This is a genomic window from Ancylobacter dichloromethanicus, assembly GCF_018390645.1.
GTDB lineage: Bacteria > Pseudomonadota > Alphaproteobacteria > Rhizobiales > Xanthobacteraceae > Ancylobacter > Ancylobacter dichloromethanicus.
On record NZ_JAHBGC010000010.1, the window covers coordinates 17,521 to 33,721 of the forward strand.

General features: G+C 66.9%; 16 protein-coding genes. 2 read left to right on the top strand and 14 right to left on the bottom strand.

The window, feature by feature from the left end; translation table 11 throughout:
* Positions 1 to 89: 89 nt before the first annotated feature.
* Positions 90 to 1,295 carry a M14 family metallopeptidase gene (locus KHC23_RS05380; protein WP_213370258.1) on the top strand — a complete coding sequence of 402 codons (1,206 nt, stop codon included), beginning with the start codon at positions 90 to 92 and terminating at the stop codon, positions 1,293 to 1,295.
* Here KHC23_RS05380 and KHC23_RS05385 read toward each other — a convergent pair whose 3' ends face one another.
* The 14 genes from KHC23_RS05385 to KHC23_RS05450 all read right to left on the bottom strand — a co-directional run bounded on the left by KHC23_RS05385 (position 1,296) and on the right by KHC23_RS05450 (position 14,298).
* Positions 1,296 to 1,625, bottom strand: coding sequence for a hypothetical protein (locus tag KHC23_RS05385; protein WP_213370260.1), 330 nt, complete (start codon positions 1,623 to 1,625; stop codon positions 1,296 to 1,298).
* Positions 1,622 to 2,038, bottom strand: coding sequence for a CrcB family protein (locus KHC23_RS24855; protein ID WP_373878543.1), 417 nt, complete (start codon positions 2,036 to 2,038; stop codon positions 1,622 to 1,624). The genes KHC23_RS05385 and KHC23_RS24855 overlap by 4 nt, the downstream gene beginning before the upstream one ends.
* 5 nt (positions 2,039 to 2,043) lie before the next feature.
* Positions 2,044 to 3,498 (bottom strand): FAD/NAD(P)-binding protein, encoded by a 1,455-nt coding sequence (locus tag KHC23_RS05395; protein WP_246544256.1) that lies wholly within the window; start codon positions 3,496 to 3,498, stop codon positions 2,044 to 2,046.
* Between the two features lie 65 nt (positions 3,499 to 3,563).
* A complete protein-coding gene (locus KHC23_RS05400; RefSeq protein WP_213370262.1) occupies positions 3,564 to 4,277 on the bottom strand; it encodes a TetR family transcriptional regulator in 714 nt (237 codons plus the stop codon).
* Positions 4,274 to 5,485 carry an amidase gene (locus KHC23_RS05405; RefSeq protein ID WP_213370264.1) on the bottom strand — a complete coding sequence of 404 codons (1,212 nt, stop codon included), beginning with the start codon at positions 5,483 to 5,485 and terminating at the stop codon, positions 4,274 to 4,276. Before KHC23_RS05405 ends, KHC23_RS05400 begins: the two co-directional genes overlap by 4 nt.
* A gap of 9 nt (positions 5,486 to 5,494) precedes the next feature.
* Positions 5,495 to 6,727 (bottom strand): amidohydrolase family protein, encoded by a 1,233-nt coding sequence (locus KHC23_RS05410; protein WP_213370266.1) that lies wholly within the window; start codon positions 6,725 to 6,727, stop codon positions 5,495 to 5,497.
* Between the two features lie 15 nt (positions 6,728 to 6,742).
* Positions 6,743 to 7,219, bottom strand: a complete 477-nt coding sequence (locus KHC23_RS05415) for a GAF domain-containing protein (protein WP_213370268.1) — start codon at positions 7,217 to 7,219, stop codon at positions 6,743 to 6,745.
* Positions 7,216 to 8,721: an amidohydrolase family protein gene (locus KHC23_RS05420; RefSeq protein ID WP_213370270.1), complete on the bottom strand. Its 1,506-nt coding sequence runs from the start codon at positions 8,719 to 8,721 to the stop codon at positions 7,216 to 7,218. Before KHC23_RS05420 ends, KHC23_RS05415 begins: the two co-directional genes overlap by 4 nt.
* Complete coding sequence (locus KHC23_RS05425; protein ID WP_213370272.1) at positions 8,718 to 9,788, bottom strand: ABC transporter ATP-binding protein; 1,071 nt, start codon at positions 9,786 to 9,788, stop codon at positions 8,718 to 8,720. Before KHC23_RS05425 ends, KHC23_RS05420 begins: the two co-directional genes overlap by 4 nt.
* A 2-nt stretch (positions 9,789 to 9,790) precedes the next feature.
* Positions 9,791 to 10,630: an ABC transporter permease gene (locus tag KHC23_RS05430; RefSeq protein ID WP_213370274.1), complete on the bottom strand. Its 840-nt coding sequence runs from the start codon at positions 10,628 to 10,630 to the stop codon at positions 9,791 to 9,793.
* Positions 10,627 to 11,484, bottom strand: a complete 858-nt coding sequence (locus KHC23_RS05435; protein WP_213370276.1) for an ABC transporter permease — start codon at positions 11,482 to 11,484, stop codon at positions 10,627 to 10,629. The genes KHC23_RS05430 and KHC23_RS05435 overlap by 4 nt, the downstream gene beginning before the upstream one ends.
* A 41-nt stretch (positions 11,485 to 11,525) precedes the next feature.
* Positions 11,526 to 12,620: an extracellular solute-binding protein gene (locus tag KHC23_RS05440; RefSeq protein ID WP_213370278.1), complete on the bottom strand. Its 1,095-nt coding sequence runs from the start codon at positions 12,618 to 12,620 to the stop codon at positions 11,526 to 11,528.
* 227 nt (positions 12,621 to 12,847) lie between these two features.
* Positions 12,848 to 13,519 (bottom strand): GntR family transcriptional regulator, encoded by a 672-nt coding sequence (locus tag KHC23_RS05445; protein ID WP_213370279.1) that lies wholly within the window; start codon positions 13,517 to 13,519, stop codon positions 12,848 to 12,850.
* A gap of 5 nt (positions 13,520 to 13,524) precedes the next feature.
* The gene (locus tag KHC23_RS05450) at positions 13,525 to 14,298 is read right to left on the bottom strand and encodes a maleate cis-trans isomerase family protein (protein WP_213370281.1); all 774 of its coding nucleotides are present in this window, start codon (positions 14,296 to 14,298) and stop codon (positions 13,525 to 13,527) included.
* 294 nt (positions 14,299 to 14,592) lie between these two features.
* Here KHC23_RS05450 and KHC23_RS05455 point away from each other — a divergent pair, with 294 nt between their 5' ends.
* The gene (locus tag KHC23_RS05455; RefSeq protein WP_213370283.1) at positions 14,593 to 16,194 is read left to right on the top strand and encodes an ABC transporter substrate-binding protein; all 1,602 of its coding nucleotides are present in this window, start codon (positions 14,593 to 14,595) and stop codon (positions 16,192 to 16,194) included.
* Positions 16,195 to 16,201 lie beyond the last annotated feature (7 nt).

A 16,201-nucleotide genomic window follows, 5' to 3' on the forward strand; every position in this document is an offset into this window, starting at 1 on the left:
CACGCTTCTGCCCGCCTCTTTTGGGAAGCTAGCCGAGCAACCTTGCAAACATCCAACCTCGCGCGATGGACATCGAAAGGATCTGGGTCATGTCGAACAAATTGGATGAGCGCCTCGACCGTCGCCATTTCATGATCGGATCACTTGCCACCGCCGGCATGGCGGGCGCTCTCGCGGCCGACGCCAGCTCTGCAAGCGCCCGTGAGGCGGCGACACCCTCTCCCGGTTCGGCACCGACAGCATCATCGGCGACCGTCTACACCGGCGACGTCATCCAGGGGAAAAAGGTCGTCAGCGCGCTCGACCTCGGTGATTTGGAGCCGGGCAAGAAGCATCTCCTGTATTTTCAGGGTGTCGAGATGCCCAGCGGCCAGCACTGGTATGTATCGGTGACGGTCGCCAAGGGAGCGAAGCCGGGCAAGCGCGTCGTGCTGGTCAGCGGCGTGCATGGCGACGAGATGAGTTCCATACACACGGTGCAGTCGGTGATGAACCAGCTCGATCCGGCCCAGATGTCGGGCACGGTGATGGCGGTCACGGATGTGTCCCGCGCCGCCATGGAAGGCATGCAGCGCCGATGGCCCAATGCGGGCCGAGGTGCCGATCTGATCGACATGAACCGGGAATGGCCAGGCAATGAGAATGGGCTTACCGCCCCCAGCCGGCATGCCGGCCTTCTGTTCAACCGCCTGCTGCGGCCGAACGCCGATGCCGCCATCGACTTCCACACCGGGACCACCGGGTTCGACGTCACCGCCTTCAACATCGGCGGGATGGATGTGCCAGAGGTCAAGGCGATGGTGGAGCTCTATCCCGTCGGCCAGATCTTCGACAATCACGTCTATCCGGGCGTGCTGCACAATGCCTTCATGGATGTGGGCATTCCTGCCTTCACGCCGGAGATCGGCGCGGCGCGTGTTCTGGATATTGAGATGATCGCGCTATTCGTCGAAGGCACGATGAACGTCCTCAAGCATCACGGCATCGTGGCCGGCCCGATGGGACGCACGGGCAAGGATGTCGATGTCTTCGTCGGCAACAGCGCCTTCCCGATCCTGGCCACCGAGGGCGGGATCGTCGAGCACCTGGTCAGGCTCAACGACAAGGTGGAGCCGGGACAGAAGGTCGCCATCCAGCGCGACAGTTTCGGCGAAGTGGTCGCTGAATACACCAGCAGCGTTGCCGGCGAGGTGACCGGCCAGCGCAGCGACGCGATGGCGGAGCCTGGCAACCCCCTGGTGTTCATCCTGTTCCACAAGGATGCAGCGGATCGGGGCGAGACGTATCCCGAGTGATCATCCCATGGAAGAATCGGTAGCCGGGTGGCGCCGGGTGCCGATGGACGCCGGCCGGTGCCGGATTGCCAGGCCACTGGCGCGACCTTGGAGGCGCGCTGTGCGCTCCAGTCGTCGAACGCCGCGCGGGTCGTGCGGGCGCGCTGCTCGGCCGTGCCCTCTCAGTTGCTGAATACTGATTTCCTCGCTTGAGGCGATCATCTGAGCGGGATCGACAACCACTTCGAGGGCTTCGATGGACACGCCAGGCAGTGCGGCGGCGGCAAGCTCGGCACCATCAAGGGCGGCGGGAACGCTGGCGGAACTGGTCAGGACCGATGATATTCTCACGTGGCCATACTCCTTGTCACCGCGCCGAGGGCGTTCGGCAACTTATAGCCCAGGCCGACGGCGATCAGGCATAGGATGATCGACCGCGCGGCATTCCGCACCGCCCGGCCTGCCTCGCCGGCATCGAGCCGCACGAGTGTCTGCAGGCTGAATGTCGAAAAGGTGGTGAAGCCGCCGGACAGGCCGATCGGCATGAACTGGCGGACCCCAAACGGGACGACCGACCGGGTACTGCTCTCGAAAGGGGCTGCGAACAGGCCGATCACGAAGCAACCGCCTATGTTGATGAGCAGGCTTTCCCGGGGAGGGCGTCGTCCCGCGGAACACCGAGCCAACGGCTCGCCGTTCAGTCTACCATGCTCACGCCTCGCGGCGCAGCGATCCGACCCCGCCGCCGGCCGAAGTCGAGACAACGCTGCTACGCCGCCGGCTCCGCCGCGCCGGCGGCGAGCATCCGCTCGACCGCGCCGGCAATGCGGATCGCATGGTTGGTCACGTCGGGCAGTCCCATGAGTTCGCCGATCGTGCCGCGCGCGAGCGGGCCCGCGACCACCAGCGTGGGCTGCACCGCGCCCCGCGCGTCGAGCACTTCGCCGTTCAAGGTGACGTCGATGCCGAGCCGCAGCGGGTCGGGCCGTGCGAGGCCGTGCGCCTCCAGTGCGGCGAGCGCCGGATTGGAGGCGAAGACCGAACCATGCGCCGGACCCGTTGCCACGATCACCGCGTCGAAGGTCTCGTGCACCAGTGCGCCGCCGCGTCGCTGGTGCAGGTCGACATGGATCGCCTCGCCTTCCCGCTTGATCGCCTTGAGCGAGGCCGCGCGCAAGTCGAGCGTTCCGGCGGCGATACGTCGGTCCAGCACTTCCTCGATCTGCGGGGCGATGCGGAAGCGATGCACATCCCAGAACGGGCGCAGATGGCGCAGCAGCCGCGAACGCTCCGCCAGAGGCAGCGCATTCCAGATGGCGCTGCCCTGCAGCCGTACCTGGTCGAGCACGCAGTGCCAGCTTTGGCCTGCCTGTTCCGCCTGCGCCACCGCCGCGCGGATGCGGCGCACGAGGTCGCCCGCCGTGCCGATGGGCGGGCTGACGAAATCGCCGGAGGAGTCGTGCTGCGCCGCCGGGTGGCCGCGTGAGCGCAGGCCCCGGCGGGAGATGGCGAGTATCTCGCCCGTGTGGCCGCGCGCCTCGAGGCTCGCCACGATGTCGGCCATGGTGAGGCCGGTGCCGATGATGAGCACACGGTCGGTCGGTCGAATGGAATCGAAGGCGCCGCCCTGCCAGGGATCGCGCACATAGCGCGGATGGCCGTGGAGCGCCGTTTCAACGGCGGGCGGCGCGGATGGTGCGGCATGGGCGACCGCCAGGACGAGGATCTCCGCGCGGATGCGTGTGCCGCCCGCGGTGGTGACGAGATAGCGCCCGTCAACGAGGTCGATGTTCTCGGCCGTTGCCCGGACATGGCGCACTCGCGCCCCAACTGCCGCGATTGCCTGTGCGACATAGCGGCCGAACACGGCACGCGAGGGGAAGTTGCGCCCTTCGTGGCGGGCGGCCGGGTCGGCGTCGAGCGCGCCGGAGGCTTCCAGCCAGTCGTTGAAATGGTCGGGCGTGTCCGGGGTCAGCGACATGCGCGTCGCCGGCACGTTGATGCGGTGGGCGGGGTCGGTCGCGCTGTAGGCGAGGCCGCGGCCGATCTCGGCGCGCGGCTCGACGATGACGACCTCCGACAGGTCGGGCCGCCGGTGCAGCAGGTGCCAGGCGACGGTGGCGCCCGAGAAGCCGCCGCCGATGATCGCCACGCGGGTGTCGACCACTGTGTCGATCATCTGGGCGTCGCACGCCAGATCGGCGTCGCTTGCCTTGCCGGGCATTCCCGCGCTCACGCGGCTCCCCGCGAGGTGGGTTCGTACCCTTGACTCCCGCGTCGGACGCCGCGTCACTTGCCGGCCTTGTCGGTGATGTAGCTGGTCACCACGTCTACGACGATGAGCCTGCGCTGCGCCAGCCAGTCGGGCTCGGCGAAATCGCGCTGGAACATGCTGCTGAGCGTGTGGCGATTGGAAACGTGGATGAAGCACAGGCCGAGGATCGAGACATAGAGGTTCTCGGCGTCGATATTCTTCTGGAACACCTTCTCCTTCTGGCCGCGCTTCAAGATGGTGCGCAGCGAATCGAGCAGCGGGCGCGTCATGTGCGGAATGGTGGCTGACCGCTGCGCCGTCCGGCCCATCATCAGGTTCTCGTTCATGATGAGCCGCACGAAATGCGGATCGGTGCTGAGGAAGTCGAAAGTCAGCTCGATCAACGCCCTCAACGCCAGCAGGGGGTCGGCGTCGTTGACGTCGAGGCTCTGCTCGCGGTCACGGATGATCTTGTAGGAGGATTCCAGCGCGGCGAGGTAGAGATCGTTCTTATTGCCGAAATAGTGATAGATCATGCCGACATTGACGTCGGCGGCGGCGCAAATGCGGTCGATGCGGCTGCCGCTGAAGCCGTGCTCGGCGAATTCCGCCATGGCGGCTTCGAGGATGCGCTGGCGCGTGGCCACGGCGTTGCGCTTGCCGGCCGTGCGCCGCGATTTCGCCGGCGCCGGCGAGGAGGCGGTGTGTCCTTCCTCGGGAGGCGCGGCCGCGGAACGTGTCGCTTTCATCGTGGGCCCGGTGTGGTCGGCAGGTCGGCGAAGGCTTTCGCCGCCAGTTCCAGCAAATCCATATCCTTGCCGCGTCGGGCCATGATCGACAATCCTACCGGCGCCCCGGCTACCGTTCCGACCGGAATGGTGAGCTGCGGCAGGCCGCCGAGCCCCGCCGGACACAGCAACTGCATGGCACGGCGGCGATAGACGTTCTCGATCTCGGCCGAGCCGGTGCTGCGCAGCGGCGCCAGCCCCGGCGTCGTCGGCAGGACGACAAGGCCGTCACCGATGGTCTCGGCCAGTTCCGCGGCGATGGCGTCGACATGCTGGCGGGCCGCTTCCGCCTCGGCATGGCCGATCTGCTCGGCCGCCGCCAGCCGCTGGCCTACGCCGTCGCCAAAGCTCGGGCGGGCATGGCTGATCCAGCCCCCCAGCGACTGCCAGATCTCCCCGGCCTGGACGGTGCGGAAGGCGTCGAGCCAACGGTCGAGGCCGATCGCGCTCAGGCGCAGCGGGGCGGAAGGTCCGATCCGTTCCATTGCCCGGTCCAGCTGGGGGCGCACCAGCGGGTCGCACTGCTCGAACGCGTCGACGGCGAGCAGCACGCGGTCGAATCCCTGCGGCCGCGAGGGGCCCAGCAGAGCCTCGCCCACGCGCTTCAGCAGGACGGCGTCGCGGGCGAACCAGCCGACCGTGTCGAAGCGCGGCGCGAACCGCGAGACGCCGTCGAGCGCGATGCGGCCATGGGTCGGGCGCATGCCGAACAGCCCGCAATAGGCGGCGGGCACGCGCACTGAGCCGCCGCAATCGGTGCCGATGGCAAAGTCCACCTGTCCGGCCGCGACCGCCACCGCCGAGCCGCTGGAGGAGCCGCCTGGCAGGCGCTCGCGCGCCGCCGGATTGATCGGCATCCCGTAATGGAAATTCTCGCCCGAGATCGAGTAGCACAGCTCGTCGCTGAGCGTGCGGCCGCGCAGGTCGGCGCCAGCGGAGAGTAGCCGCGTCACCGCGCCGGCCGTCACCTCGGCCGGCGGGTGGGTGGCGAGCCAGGCGGGATGGCCGAAGCCGGTGCGGCTGCCGGCGACATCGAACACATCCTTGACCGCGAAGGACAGGCCCGAGAGCTGCCCCTCGCCGGTAGCAGGGCGGGCGACATGATTTTCCTGGCAGAAGGCGCCGAACGGATCGGCAGGCGGGCGGTCATAAGTGTCTGCATGCGGCATGCGAAAAACTCAGTTGAGCGGCGGACGGTGCAGCGTCGCGGCGGGCCGCGTCAGGGTGCGTCGTCCGCGCTTGTAGGCGAACAGGACCGGTGCGAGCTCGGCGATCGCCGCCTCGCTGGTCTGGCAGTCCAGCACCACGAAGTCGGCCGATTTGCCAGGGGCGAGCCCGTAATCGCGGGCGTTGATCAGCCGGGCGGAGCGCTCGGTGATCATGTTGAAGCATTCGCGGATGTCGTCGGTGGCGCCGATATGGCAGATGTTGGCGTTGAGGTTCGCCATGCGGACCAGCGAGCAGTCGCCGAACGGCGTGAACGGGTTCAGCACGTTGTTGGTCGACAGCGAGCAGTTCACGCCGTGATGGATCAGCTTGTGGGTATGGGTGACGCCGCGCGGCTGGTTGCAATCGCAGTCGCGCCCCATCAGGAACAGGTCGGTCGAGGGCAGAACGGTGAGGGCGACGCCGGCATCGCGCATGCGCCTTGCGGCCGCGTCGAAGCGGGTGGGGCTCGCGGCCGCGAGCTTGGTGACGTGGCCGATGGCGGTGCGCCCGCCCCAGCGGTAGCGATCCGCCATGGCGCACACATAATCGAGGTCGAGCGTGTCGGCGGTCGGCCCGAAATCGAGATGCATGTCGATGTCGGCGTCGAACTCGCGCGCCATCTCGAAGACCCGGTCGATCTGGCCGTGCGGGTCGCTGTCGGTGTAGGGCGCGGCGCCGACCACCCGGGCGCCTTTGTTCAGCGCCGCCACCATGAGTGCGTCGGTGCCGGTATTATTGAGCAGCCCCTCCTGCGGGAACACGCAGATCTCGATGTCGATGGCCCAGCGGTATTCCTCGATCAGCGGCAGCACACCCTCCAGCCCGCGCAGGCCGATGCCGGGATCGACCTCCAGCTGGGTGCGCATGTGGGTGGTGCCCTGCATCAGGCACTTCTCCAGCGTGCGCTTGCCGCGGGCATAGACATCCTCCGGCGTGAAGCCGGCCTTGGCCTTGGCGACTTCGCCGATCGCCTCGGTAAGGTCGCCGCGCTGCGACTGGCAGCGGTCGAGGATGCAGGACTTGTCGAGGTGGATATGGGTTTCGACGAAGCCGGGCGAGACCAGGCGCCCGCCGACGTCCAACTCCTCTCCCTCGGCCTTGAGGCCGGTCTCGATGACGACGATCCTCCCGCCTTCAATGCCGATATCGACCGTGCGGCCGGGTTCGTGGGGAAGGCGGGCGTTCCGTACGATCAGGTCCATCGGCGCGGGCTCCTTTCAGATATCCAGCGGCATGCCGGGCAGGGCGAGGACGTCGTCGCGCGCATCCTCGACGGCCGCAACGTCGGCCGGGCTGAAGGTGCGCGGGCCTTCGGCGAAATGGGCGGAGATCCAGCCGAACATGTAGCCGTCGCTGCCGATCAGCGGCGCCACCATCTGCGAGCGGGTTCGGAAGATTTCGATCAGTGCCCGTGGCGGCGCCAGCGCCGGGTCGGCGAAGACGTCGCCCTGCACCAGCGTACGCCGGTTCGCCTCGATCCAGCGCACGGACCGGGCGCGGCGATGGTCGACGGAGGCGCTCGCCATCATCGAGGCAGCGCCGGGAGCCAGCACCTCGGCGCAAGGCACGTTCACCGAAAGGCCGAGGGTGGGGTGGTCGAGCCGCACGGTGCAGCGCAGCGCTCCGGTTTGCGCGCGAAGCGCCGCCAGAAGTGGGGTGAGCGCGGCTACGAGGTCGAGAGCGGGTGGGGTCATGTCGCGGGGTTCCCGGCGAGTTCGATCCGCCCCTGGGCGAGGCCGACGCAGAAGTGCTTCACGTAGGGTTCGATGGCCGCGAGTTCCCTCCGGCGCGGGGCGTTGGCGGCGAAGATCTCGCGGGCGCGGTCGTTAAGCTGGGCGCGCAGGGCGGGGTAGTCGATGGTGGTTAGCTGGCTATCTTCCACCACAATGCGCCCGCCGACCATGACGCGGGTGATGCTGCGCCCCTCCTCGGCGAAGACCAGCTGGTACAGCGCGTCGTTCAGCGGGGTGAAATTGATCGAGCCGAGATCGAGGAAGACGAGGTCGGCGGCATGGCCCGGGCAGATGTCGCCGATCAGGTCCTGCATGCCGAGCGCCCGCGCGCTGCCGCGCGTTGCCATGGCGAACACATCGGCGGGGGTCAGCCAGTCGTCGGGGTCGAAGGAGGCGGTGCGCGAGAGGTAGCAGGCGAGCCGCATCACCTCGAACAGGTTCTGGTGATCGGAGCAACTGCAGGCGTCGCTTCCAAGCCCCACCTGAACACCGGCCGCGATCATGGCCGGCACATTGGCGATGCCGCTGCCGAGCCGGAAATTGCTGGACGGGTTGTGGGCGATGCAGGCGCCCCTGCGGCCGAGGAGCGCAAGATCGTCCTCGCCCAGCCAGATGCCGTGGGCGGCGGTGAAATCGGGGCCGAGAATGCCGAGCCGGTCGAGATGGGCGGTCAGGCTCATTCTGTAGCGGGCCTGACCGGCGAGCGCCTGGATCTTCGATTCGGCGAGATGCGCGTGCATCGGCGCGCCATGGCGGTCGGCCAGCGCGCGGGCGCCGCGCCAGAAGTCGTCGGAGCAGTGCAGCGGGATGGTTGGCGCCAGGCCGGGGCGAACCTGCGCGCGGTCGTGCGGCCAGTGCGCGAGGACGCGCTCGCAGGCTGCCAGAGCCATGTCGGAGGACGCCATGACGATGGCATCCACGCTTGCCCGCGCTTCCGGCGGCAACGCCTCGCGCAATCCGGGAATCGCCTGCCAGAAGGTGCGGTCGGCGAGCATGGGCGTCACCACGGCCCGCATGCCGGCGTCGGCATAGCCGGCGGCCGTGGCAAACATGCCCTCGGGCGAGGGGGTGGGCAACTCCAGCACCAGATCGTAGCAGGCGGTGCAGCCCTTCAGCAGCATTTCCGCCGCCGAGGCCTGCGCCAGCAGATAGCGGTCGTCCACATTCTGCCCGCCGCCCGTCCATGGCCCGTTGTGCAGGTGAAGTTCCAGCGTCCAGGCGCGCGCCATGCCCTTGGCGATGGCGAGGTGGCTGTGGGTATGGGCGTTGACCAGCCCGGGGGTGATCAGCCGGTCGGTGGCATCAACGCGCTCGGCCTCGTCGGGCAGGGCTTCACCCGGGGCGACGATGGCGGCGATGCGACCGCCTTCGATGAGGAGATCGGCCGCGCGGACCGTGCCCTCCGCCGGAAAGGCGACAAGGCCGCCACGGATCGCCTGCGGCCGGGCGGACAGGGCGGTCATGGCCGTGCTCCCGGCAGGACGATACAATCGGCGACGCGGAAGCCAAGGATCACGGCCGAGCCGGGGGCGGGCAATTCGCGGCCGATATTCTTCTCCAGCGACTGCACCAGCGTGCCGTCGGTCAGGCGCGACCAGATCCGCAGATCGGCGCCGATCGGGTCATGCCGCTCGACCACGGCGGCGAGGCGCGTGTCGACGCCGGTCTCATCGTCCACCAGCGCGAGGCGCTCGGGACGGATGCAGAGTGTCACCGGTCCATCCGCCACGGCGCCCGGCGCGACGCCGATGCTACCGAGCGCGGTCTCGACCGCTCCCGCGCCGACGCCCCGGCGGGCGAGGGTGCCGCCGATCCAGTTGGCATGGCCGATGAAATCGGCGGCGAACAGCGTCTTCGGGTGCTGATAAAGGTCGTGCGGGGCATCGATCTGCTCGATGCGGCCCCTGTTCATCAGGACGATGCGGTCGGCAAGGCCCATCGCCTCCTCCTGGTCGTGGGTCACGATGATGGAGGTGCAGTCGAAGGTCGACAGGATGGTGCGGATCTCGCGCCGCAATTGCAGGCGCAGCCTGGCGTCGAGATTGGACAGCGGCTCGTCGAGCAGCATGATGTCCGGCCGTGTCACCAGCGCGCGGGCGAGCGCGACGCGCTGCTGCTGGCCGCCGGAAAGCTGGCTCGGCCGACGCTCCGCGATGCCGGGCAACTGCACCTGGCCCAGCACTTCGCCGATGCGCCGGCCAATCTCGGCGCGGGGCACGCCACGATTCTTCATGCCGAAGGCGATGTTCTGCGCCACGCTCATATGCGGGAACAGCGCGTAGTCCTGGAACACCAGCCCGACATTGCGATCATAGGGCTGGCGCAGCGCCATGTCGGCGTCGCCGATGAAGATGCGCCCCTCATCGGCCCACTCGAAACCGGCGATCATGCGCAAGGTCGTGGTCTTGCCGCAGCCGCTGGGGCCGAGCAGGGCGACGATCTCGCCGCGTCCCACCTCGAACGAGACGTTGTCGACCGCCGCCGCGCCGCCGAAGCGCTTGGTGATGTTCTGGAGTTCGAGGACCGCCATGCTCAACGCCCGTAAACGCCGCGTCCGACCACCGCGTCGAGCCCCGCCAGGCGGTCGAGGAGCACGATCAGCAGGACGGTCGCGACGATGAAGATGACCGACAGCGCCGCGATCGTCAGATCGAGATTGGCTCGCATCTGCGCGAGGATCGCCACCGGAAGGGTGAAGGTGAAAGCGTCGGTGAGGAACAGGCTGACGCCGACATCGTCGAAGGAGGTCACGAAGCCGAACACCGCGCCGGCGAGGATGCCGGTGCGCGCGAGCGGCAGCGTGACCTGCGCCAGCGCCTTCCACGGCTTCGCCCCCAGGCTGAGCGCCGCCTCGTAATAGCTCGCCTTGATGCCCACCAGCGACGCCGCCGTGGTGCGCATCACATAGGGGAAGGTGATGAGGATGTGGCCCATGATCAGCCGCGTCATGCCGTCGATGATGCCGAGCCGGCTGGCGAAGATCAGCATGCCGAAGCCGAGCACCACATTGGGCACCACCAGCGGCGAGAGCAGCGCGGCCTGAAGCGCGCCACGGCCGCGGAAGTCCGCGCGGCTCAACCCGATGGCGGCGAAGGTGCCGGCGACGGTGGAAACCAGAGTGGCAACGGTGGCGACGATCAGGCCGGTGACGAGGCCGTCATGATAATAGCTGTCGGCCATGAAGCTCTCATACCAGCGCAGCGAGAACTGCGTCGGCGGGAACGGGCCGATGAAGCCGCGCGCGTCGAACGACAGCACCACCGCGACAATCACCGGGATCACGGAGAAGGCGATGAACAGCGTGATCAGCGAGAGATAGGCGGTCTCGAAAACGGCGTCGGCGAGGCGCTTGGTAAGGGAGAGGCCGTTCATTTGCCGGCCTCCTGCCACTGGCTGCGCACCAGGTGCAGCAGGCCGTAGAACAGCGCCACCGACACCACCATCATCACGATCGAGAGCGCCGCGCCGCTGGGGAAGTTGGCGACCTCGGAAAAGCGGAAATAGATCAGGTTCGAGACGAACAGGATGAAGCCGCGTCCGACCAGCATCGGCACTACGAGATTGCTGATGCAGAACGCATAGGCGATGATTCCGGCGGAGAGGATGCCCGGCAGGCTCATCGCCACGGTGACCTGGAAGAAGGTCTTCCAGCGCGGCGCGCCGAGCGACATCGCCGCTTCTTCCAGGCGCGGATTGATGTTCTGCAACGTGCCGAGGAGCGTAAGGGCGACAAGCGGCAGCGTCGTGTTCATCAGGCCGAGGACGACCATCAGCTCCGCCCCGTCCGGGCTGCTCGAGGCGATGCCGAACAGTCGGCTGAAGCCGGAGAGCGGGCCGTGCGGGCCGAAGGTCATGGCGATGGCGTAGACCCGTACGATCAGGCTGAGGAACAGCGTTCCCACCAGCCCGCCGATCAGCAGGCGGCGCGTGGCGGGCGCGGCGCGGCGCACGATGAAATGCGCCATGGGAAAGCCGAGCACCAGCGCGAAGGCCGAGCTGATCAGCCCGACGCGGAACGTGTCGAGGAAATAGCGCACATATTCGGGCGCGGCGATCGCGGCGTAGTTGTCGAAGGTGAGCGCCTCGGCATCGTTGCCGCCGATGCGCCCGCCGACGAACGGCTTGAGGCTCTCATGCCCCAGCGCGAGGAGCGGGCCGAGCAGCAGCGGCGCCATGATGATGAGCGCCGGCCACAGCAGGGCCGCTGTCAGTCCCGGCCGTCTCATCGCCGCACCTCGCCCCATCGCGCCCGCATGCTCACCCGCGGTCAGCCGCGCCGCACCAATGGCACGATCTCGCGTTCCCAGCGCGCATTCCACTCGTTCATCACCGAGCCGAGATAGGCGAAGTCGGCGAAGTAGGCGTATTTCGCCAGTTCGTCGGGCTTGTAGTACCAGTCCACCAGCATCGGGTTGGTCTTGGCGGAGGGCTGGGTCGGGCCGGAGCCGAGATTCATGTTGTAGAGCTCGTTCATCTTCGGCTCGGCGAAGAAGTTGGCGAATTCGAAGGCGGCCTTCTCGGGCGAGCCCTTCAGGACGCAGAAGCCCTCATTGTAGAGGAAGCCCTTATTGTCCGGCATGCGGTTCTTCAGCTTGACCGGGAAGTTCTTGGCGGTGGCGAACCAGCCGCCATTGTTCCAGAAGCCAACCGAGTATTCGCCCGAAGCCATGGCGTTGATGTATTCGGAATTGTTGGTGGCGATCATGCCGATCTGGCCCTTGGCGGCCAGTTCCTTCACCAGATCCCAGCCCGGCTCGACATCCTTTTCGTTGCCGCCGCGCTGGATGGCGCAGCTGACGATGAACAGCCCGGTCAGGCCGATCGGGTAAGGGACGCAGAGCTTGCCCTTGAATTCGGGGCGCAGCAGGTCATCGACCGAATCGAAGCCGCCGGGCAGCAGGTCCTCGCGATAGCCCCAGAAAGCGCCCGCCGTCGACAACGGCACGGACATCTTCTGCCCCTTGTCGTTCTTCTGGATGAACTGATCGGGGATGGTGGCAAGGTTGGTGACGATGCTCTCGTCGATCGGCAGCAGCCAGTCTTCCCGGATCATGGCGCGGAACACCGGGTCCCACACCGAGAGCACGTTGTACTGGGTATTCGGCCAGACCGCCTTGATCTTTGCGACCACTGCCGCGGCGCCACCCGAATGCAGCTCCCAGGCGATCTGGGTCGGGTTGGTCTTGTTGAAGTCGGCGGTGATCTGCTTGGAGACCTCGATCCAGTTCGCGCCCCACTGCACCACGAGCAGGCGCTGGGCGGCGCGGGCGGGCGTGATGAGGCCGCCGGTGAGCGTGCCGGCGGCGGCAAGGCCGGAGCCGGCCAAGGCGATCTGGTTGAAAGCTCTGCGGGTCATCGACATTTGGCGGCTCCGGTGCGTGGGCGCGACAAGGGCGAGAGGGAAATTACAATTAAGTACTTACTTAGTTTGGAGTGAGCGCCAGAGGCCGTAAAGCTGATTGATTGGCCACGGCGTTCTAGCTCAACATATTGTTTTCATATGATTTTATGAGAATGGAGGCGGCGTTGCATGCCGCTTGGGCAGGCGGTGCCTAAAATCCCATCCGCGCCGCATTGGTGCCGCCGCGTTCAGGCGTTCTCGCCCTTGAGCGCGCGCCTGACCGCCTCGCCGGTGAGGCGGTTGTGCTCCTCCAGCCGCTCGGCGAGATCAAGGCGGGCGCGGGCGCGGAAGGCGACCATGATGCCCTCGTGCTCCCCGAAGGACTCAAGCACACGCTGCGGGTTCTCGTTGACGACAAAGCGCAGCCGCAGCACCCGCTTCTGCAGATTGTCATAGGTCTGGAGCAGGACGGGATTGTGTGTGGCGGCGGCGAGCGCGCGATGAAATTCCTGGTTCAGCGCCGTGTAGGCCGCGGGATCGGGATGAAGAGCCAGCTCGCCATGCGCCTGCTCGATCCGCGCGACGTCCTCGCCCGTCGCCCGCACGGCGGCGAGGCGGCCGATCATGTGCTCGATCGCGCCCTTCATCTCGAACAGGTGCGCCACTTCGACAGGGTCGATCGGGGCGACGATGGAGCCGCGATTGGGCCGCAGCTCGACGAAGCCCTCGGCGGCGAGCACCTTCAGCGCCTCGCGCAGCGGCGTGCGCGAAATGCCGAAGCGCAGGCAGAGCAGCGCCTCCGGGATGCGCGCGCCATCGGCCAGTTCGCCATTGAGCAGCACGCCGCGCAGCTTGTTGACGATCTGCTCGTGCAGCGTGCCCGCCTCCTCCTGCGCCAGCGCGGTCGTCGAGCCCGCCATCGAGCCTACTCCGCCGGAAGCTTCAGGCCCGCCTCGGACGGGGCGGTGAAGATCGAGCCGAACGACGCGAGAGCTGCGGTGGAGACATCAAGCGCGCGCAGGCAGCCCCATAGAGTGGTGCTGACGGAATCGAAGACCGGAATGCCCAGCCGGCGCTCCACCTCCGCGCCGACCAGGGCGCCGCGCATGTTGGTGCAGACGATGGCGATGGCATCCGGCGCCGCTTGCGCGACCTGCGTACACATCGCGCCGATCCGTTCTTCGGGAATCTCGGCGAAGGAGAAATTGTCGGACATGCCGCAATGGGCGCCCGCGACCACCTCGACGCCGATGGAAGCATAATTGGCGGCGATGCGATTGCCGACATCGTCCGTATAGGGGGTGACGACGCCGAGCCGCTTAACGCCCCGCTCAAGGATCAGGCGGTTGAGGCCGAGAATGGAGCTCGTGGCCTGCACGCCGGTGCGGGCGTGGATCGCCGCGCACAGGCGCTCGTCAGTGTCGAAGCCGAGCCAACTCGCCGAGGTGCCGTTCCAGGCGATGACATCGGTGCGCGCATCCGCCAGCAGTTCAGCCGCGGCGAGGATGGGTTCCTGGCGGAACTGTTCCGAGGCGCTGTCGTCGAGCGCGATCCGCGTCACCCGGAAGCGGCCGAAATGCGCCGAGACCGCCGGGAACAGCGGTTCCAGCATCCGCGCCGTGTAGGGCTCCAGCACGGTGTTCGACGAAGGCGTCAGCATGCCGATCAACTGGCGTGGGAAGGGGACGATTTTTTGCATTCAAAAATGATCCGACTGACGCTGTATCGAGTCTCGGGTTGCGGGGCTGACTTGATGTTCGCCTCGCCGCTCTCATCTCGTCTTGCCCCGGCCGTCGGTTTTCGTCAATCCGGATAGACGGTTTGAAATGAAGGGTTCTGCATAGATATCGTGCAGCAGATGGCGCGGCACGCGGCATCGCGACGGCCCTGTGCCCTGCGCAATGCCTACTATTTGATATTTAAGTGAACACTTAGTTGTTGCAGACTTCTTTCACGATAATGAATTCAAAAATGACCTTCCAGGAGCTGTGACATGCGCTTGCCCGTTCTGCTGACCACCGCGCTATCCGCTGCCTTCCTCGTCGCGTCGCCGGTCCTGCTGCCGACATCGGCCGTGGCGCAGGAGGGCAAGACCTTCCGCTATGCCTACCGGGTCGATCCGGCCTCGCTCGATCCGCATGCGCTGGCCGAGACCTTCACGCTTTCCTGGCTGGGGCAGATCTATGAGCCCCTGGTCGGGCGCGGCAAGAACCTCGAACTGGTGCCGGCGCTCGCCACCAAATGGGAGCAGCCGGAACCGGATGTGTGGCGCTTCCATCTGCGCGAGGGGGTCAAATTCGCCGACGGCACGCCGCTCACCGCCGACGACGTCATCTTCTCGCTGCAACGGGTGAAGAAGGACGGCTCGGACATGGCCTATACCGTGGCCTCGGTGACCGACATCAAGAAGGTGGACGATCACACGGTCGACCTGGTGATGGCCAAGCCGAACCCGATCCTGCCAGTGCAGATCACCTCCACCTACATCATGAGCAAGGACTGGGCGGAGAAGAACGGCGCCACCGCGCCGGCTAGCGTGAAGGCCAAGGTCGAGAACTTCGCCTCCACCAACGCCAATGGCACCGGCCCGTTCATGATCGCGTCGCGGCAGGCGGGCGTGAAGACCGAACTGGTGCCCAACCCGAACTGGTGGGGCGAGAAGAGCTCGAACGTCTCCAAGGTCGTGTTCACGCCGATCCAGTCCGACGCCACCCGCGTGGCCGCGCTGCTCTCGGGCGAGGTCGACATGGTCTACCCGGTGCCGCAGCAGGACGTGGCGCGCATCGAGGGCAACGATGGCACCAAGGTGATCAAGGGCTCCGAGCTGCGCACCATGATGCTCGCCATGGACCAGCACCGCGACGAGCTGCAGAACTCCGACGCCAAAGGCAAGAACCCCCTCAAGGACAAGCGTGTCCGTCAGGCAATCTACCAGGCGATCGACATGAACGCGATCCGCGACCGCATCATGGGCGGCACCTCGCACATCGCCGGCACCATGATCGCGCCGGGAATCAATGGCTATGACCCCAAGCTCGACGATCGCGCCGCGCCCTATGACCCGGAAGCGTCGAAGAAGCTGCTGGCCGAGGCGGGCTATCCCGACGGCTTCACCTTCACCATGGATTGTTCCAACGACCGCTATGTGAATGACGAGCGCATCTGCCAGGCCATCGTCGGCATGCTCGGACGTGTCGGGTTGAAGGTGACGCTGAACGCCCAGACCCGCTCCAAATTCTTCGAGAAGGTGCTCTCCCGCGACACCTCCTTCGCCATGATCGGCTGGCAGCCGCTGAGCTACGACGCCCACTCCACCCTGCAGGACACGATGAACACGCCGGTGGAGAAGGTCGGCACCTACAATATCGGCAACTACTCCAACCCGAAGGTCGACGAACTGACCCGGAAGATCGAGGTCGAGGTCGATCCGGCCAAGCGTAACGCCATGATCTTCGAGGCGATGATGCTGGACAAGGCGGACTATGGCCACATCCCGGTGCATCAGGCCGGCCTCGCCTGGGGCGTGCGCAAGGGCGTGAACGTGGTGCAGCGCTCGGATGACAGCCTCGAGCTGAAATGGGTGAGCGTCGACTGACGCTCCG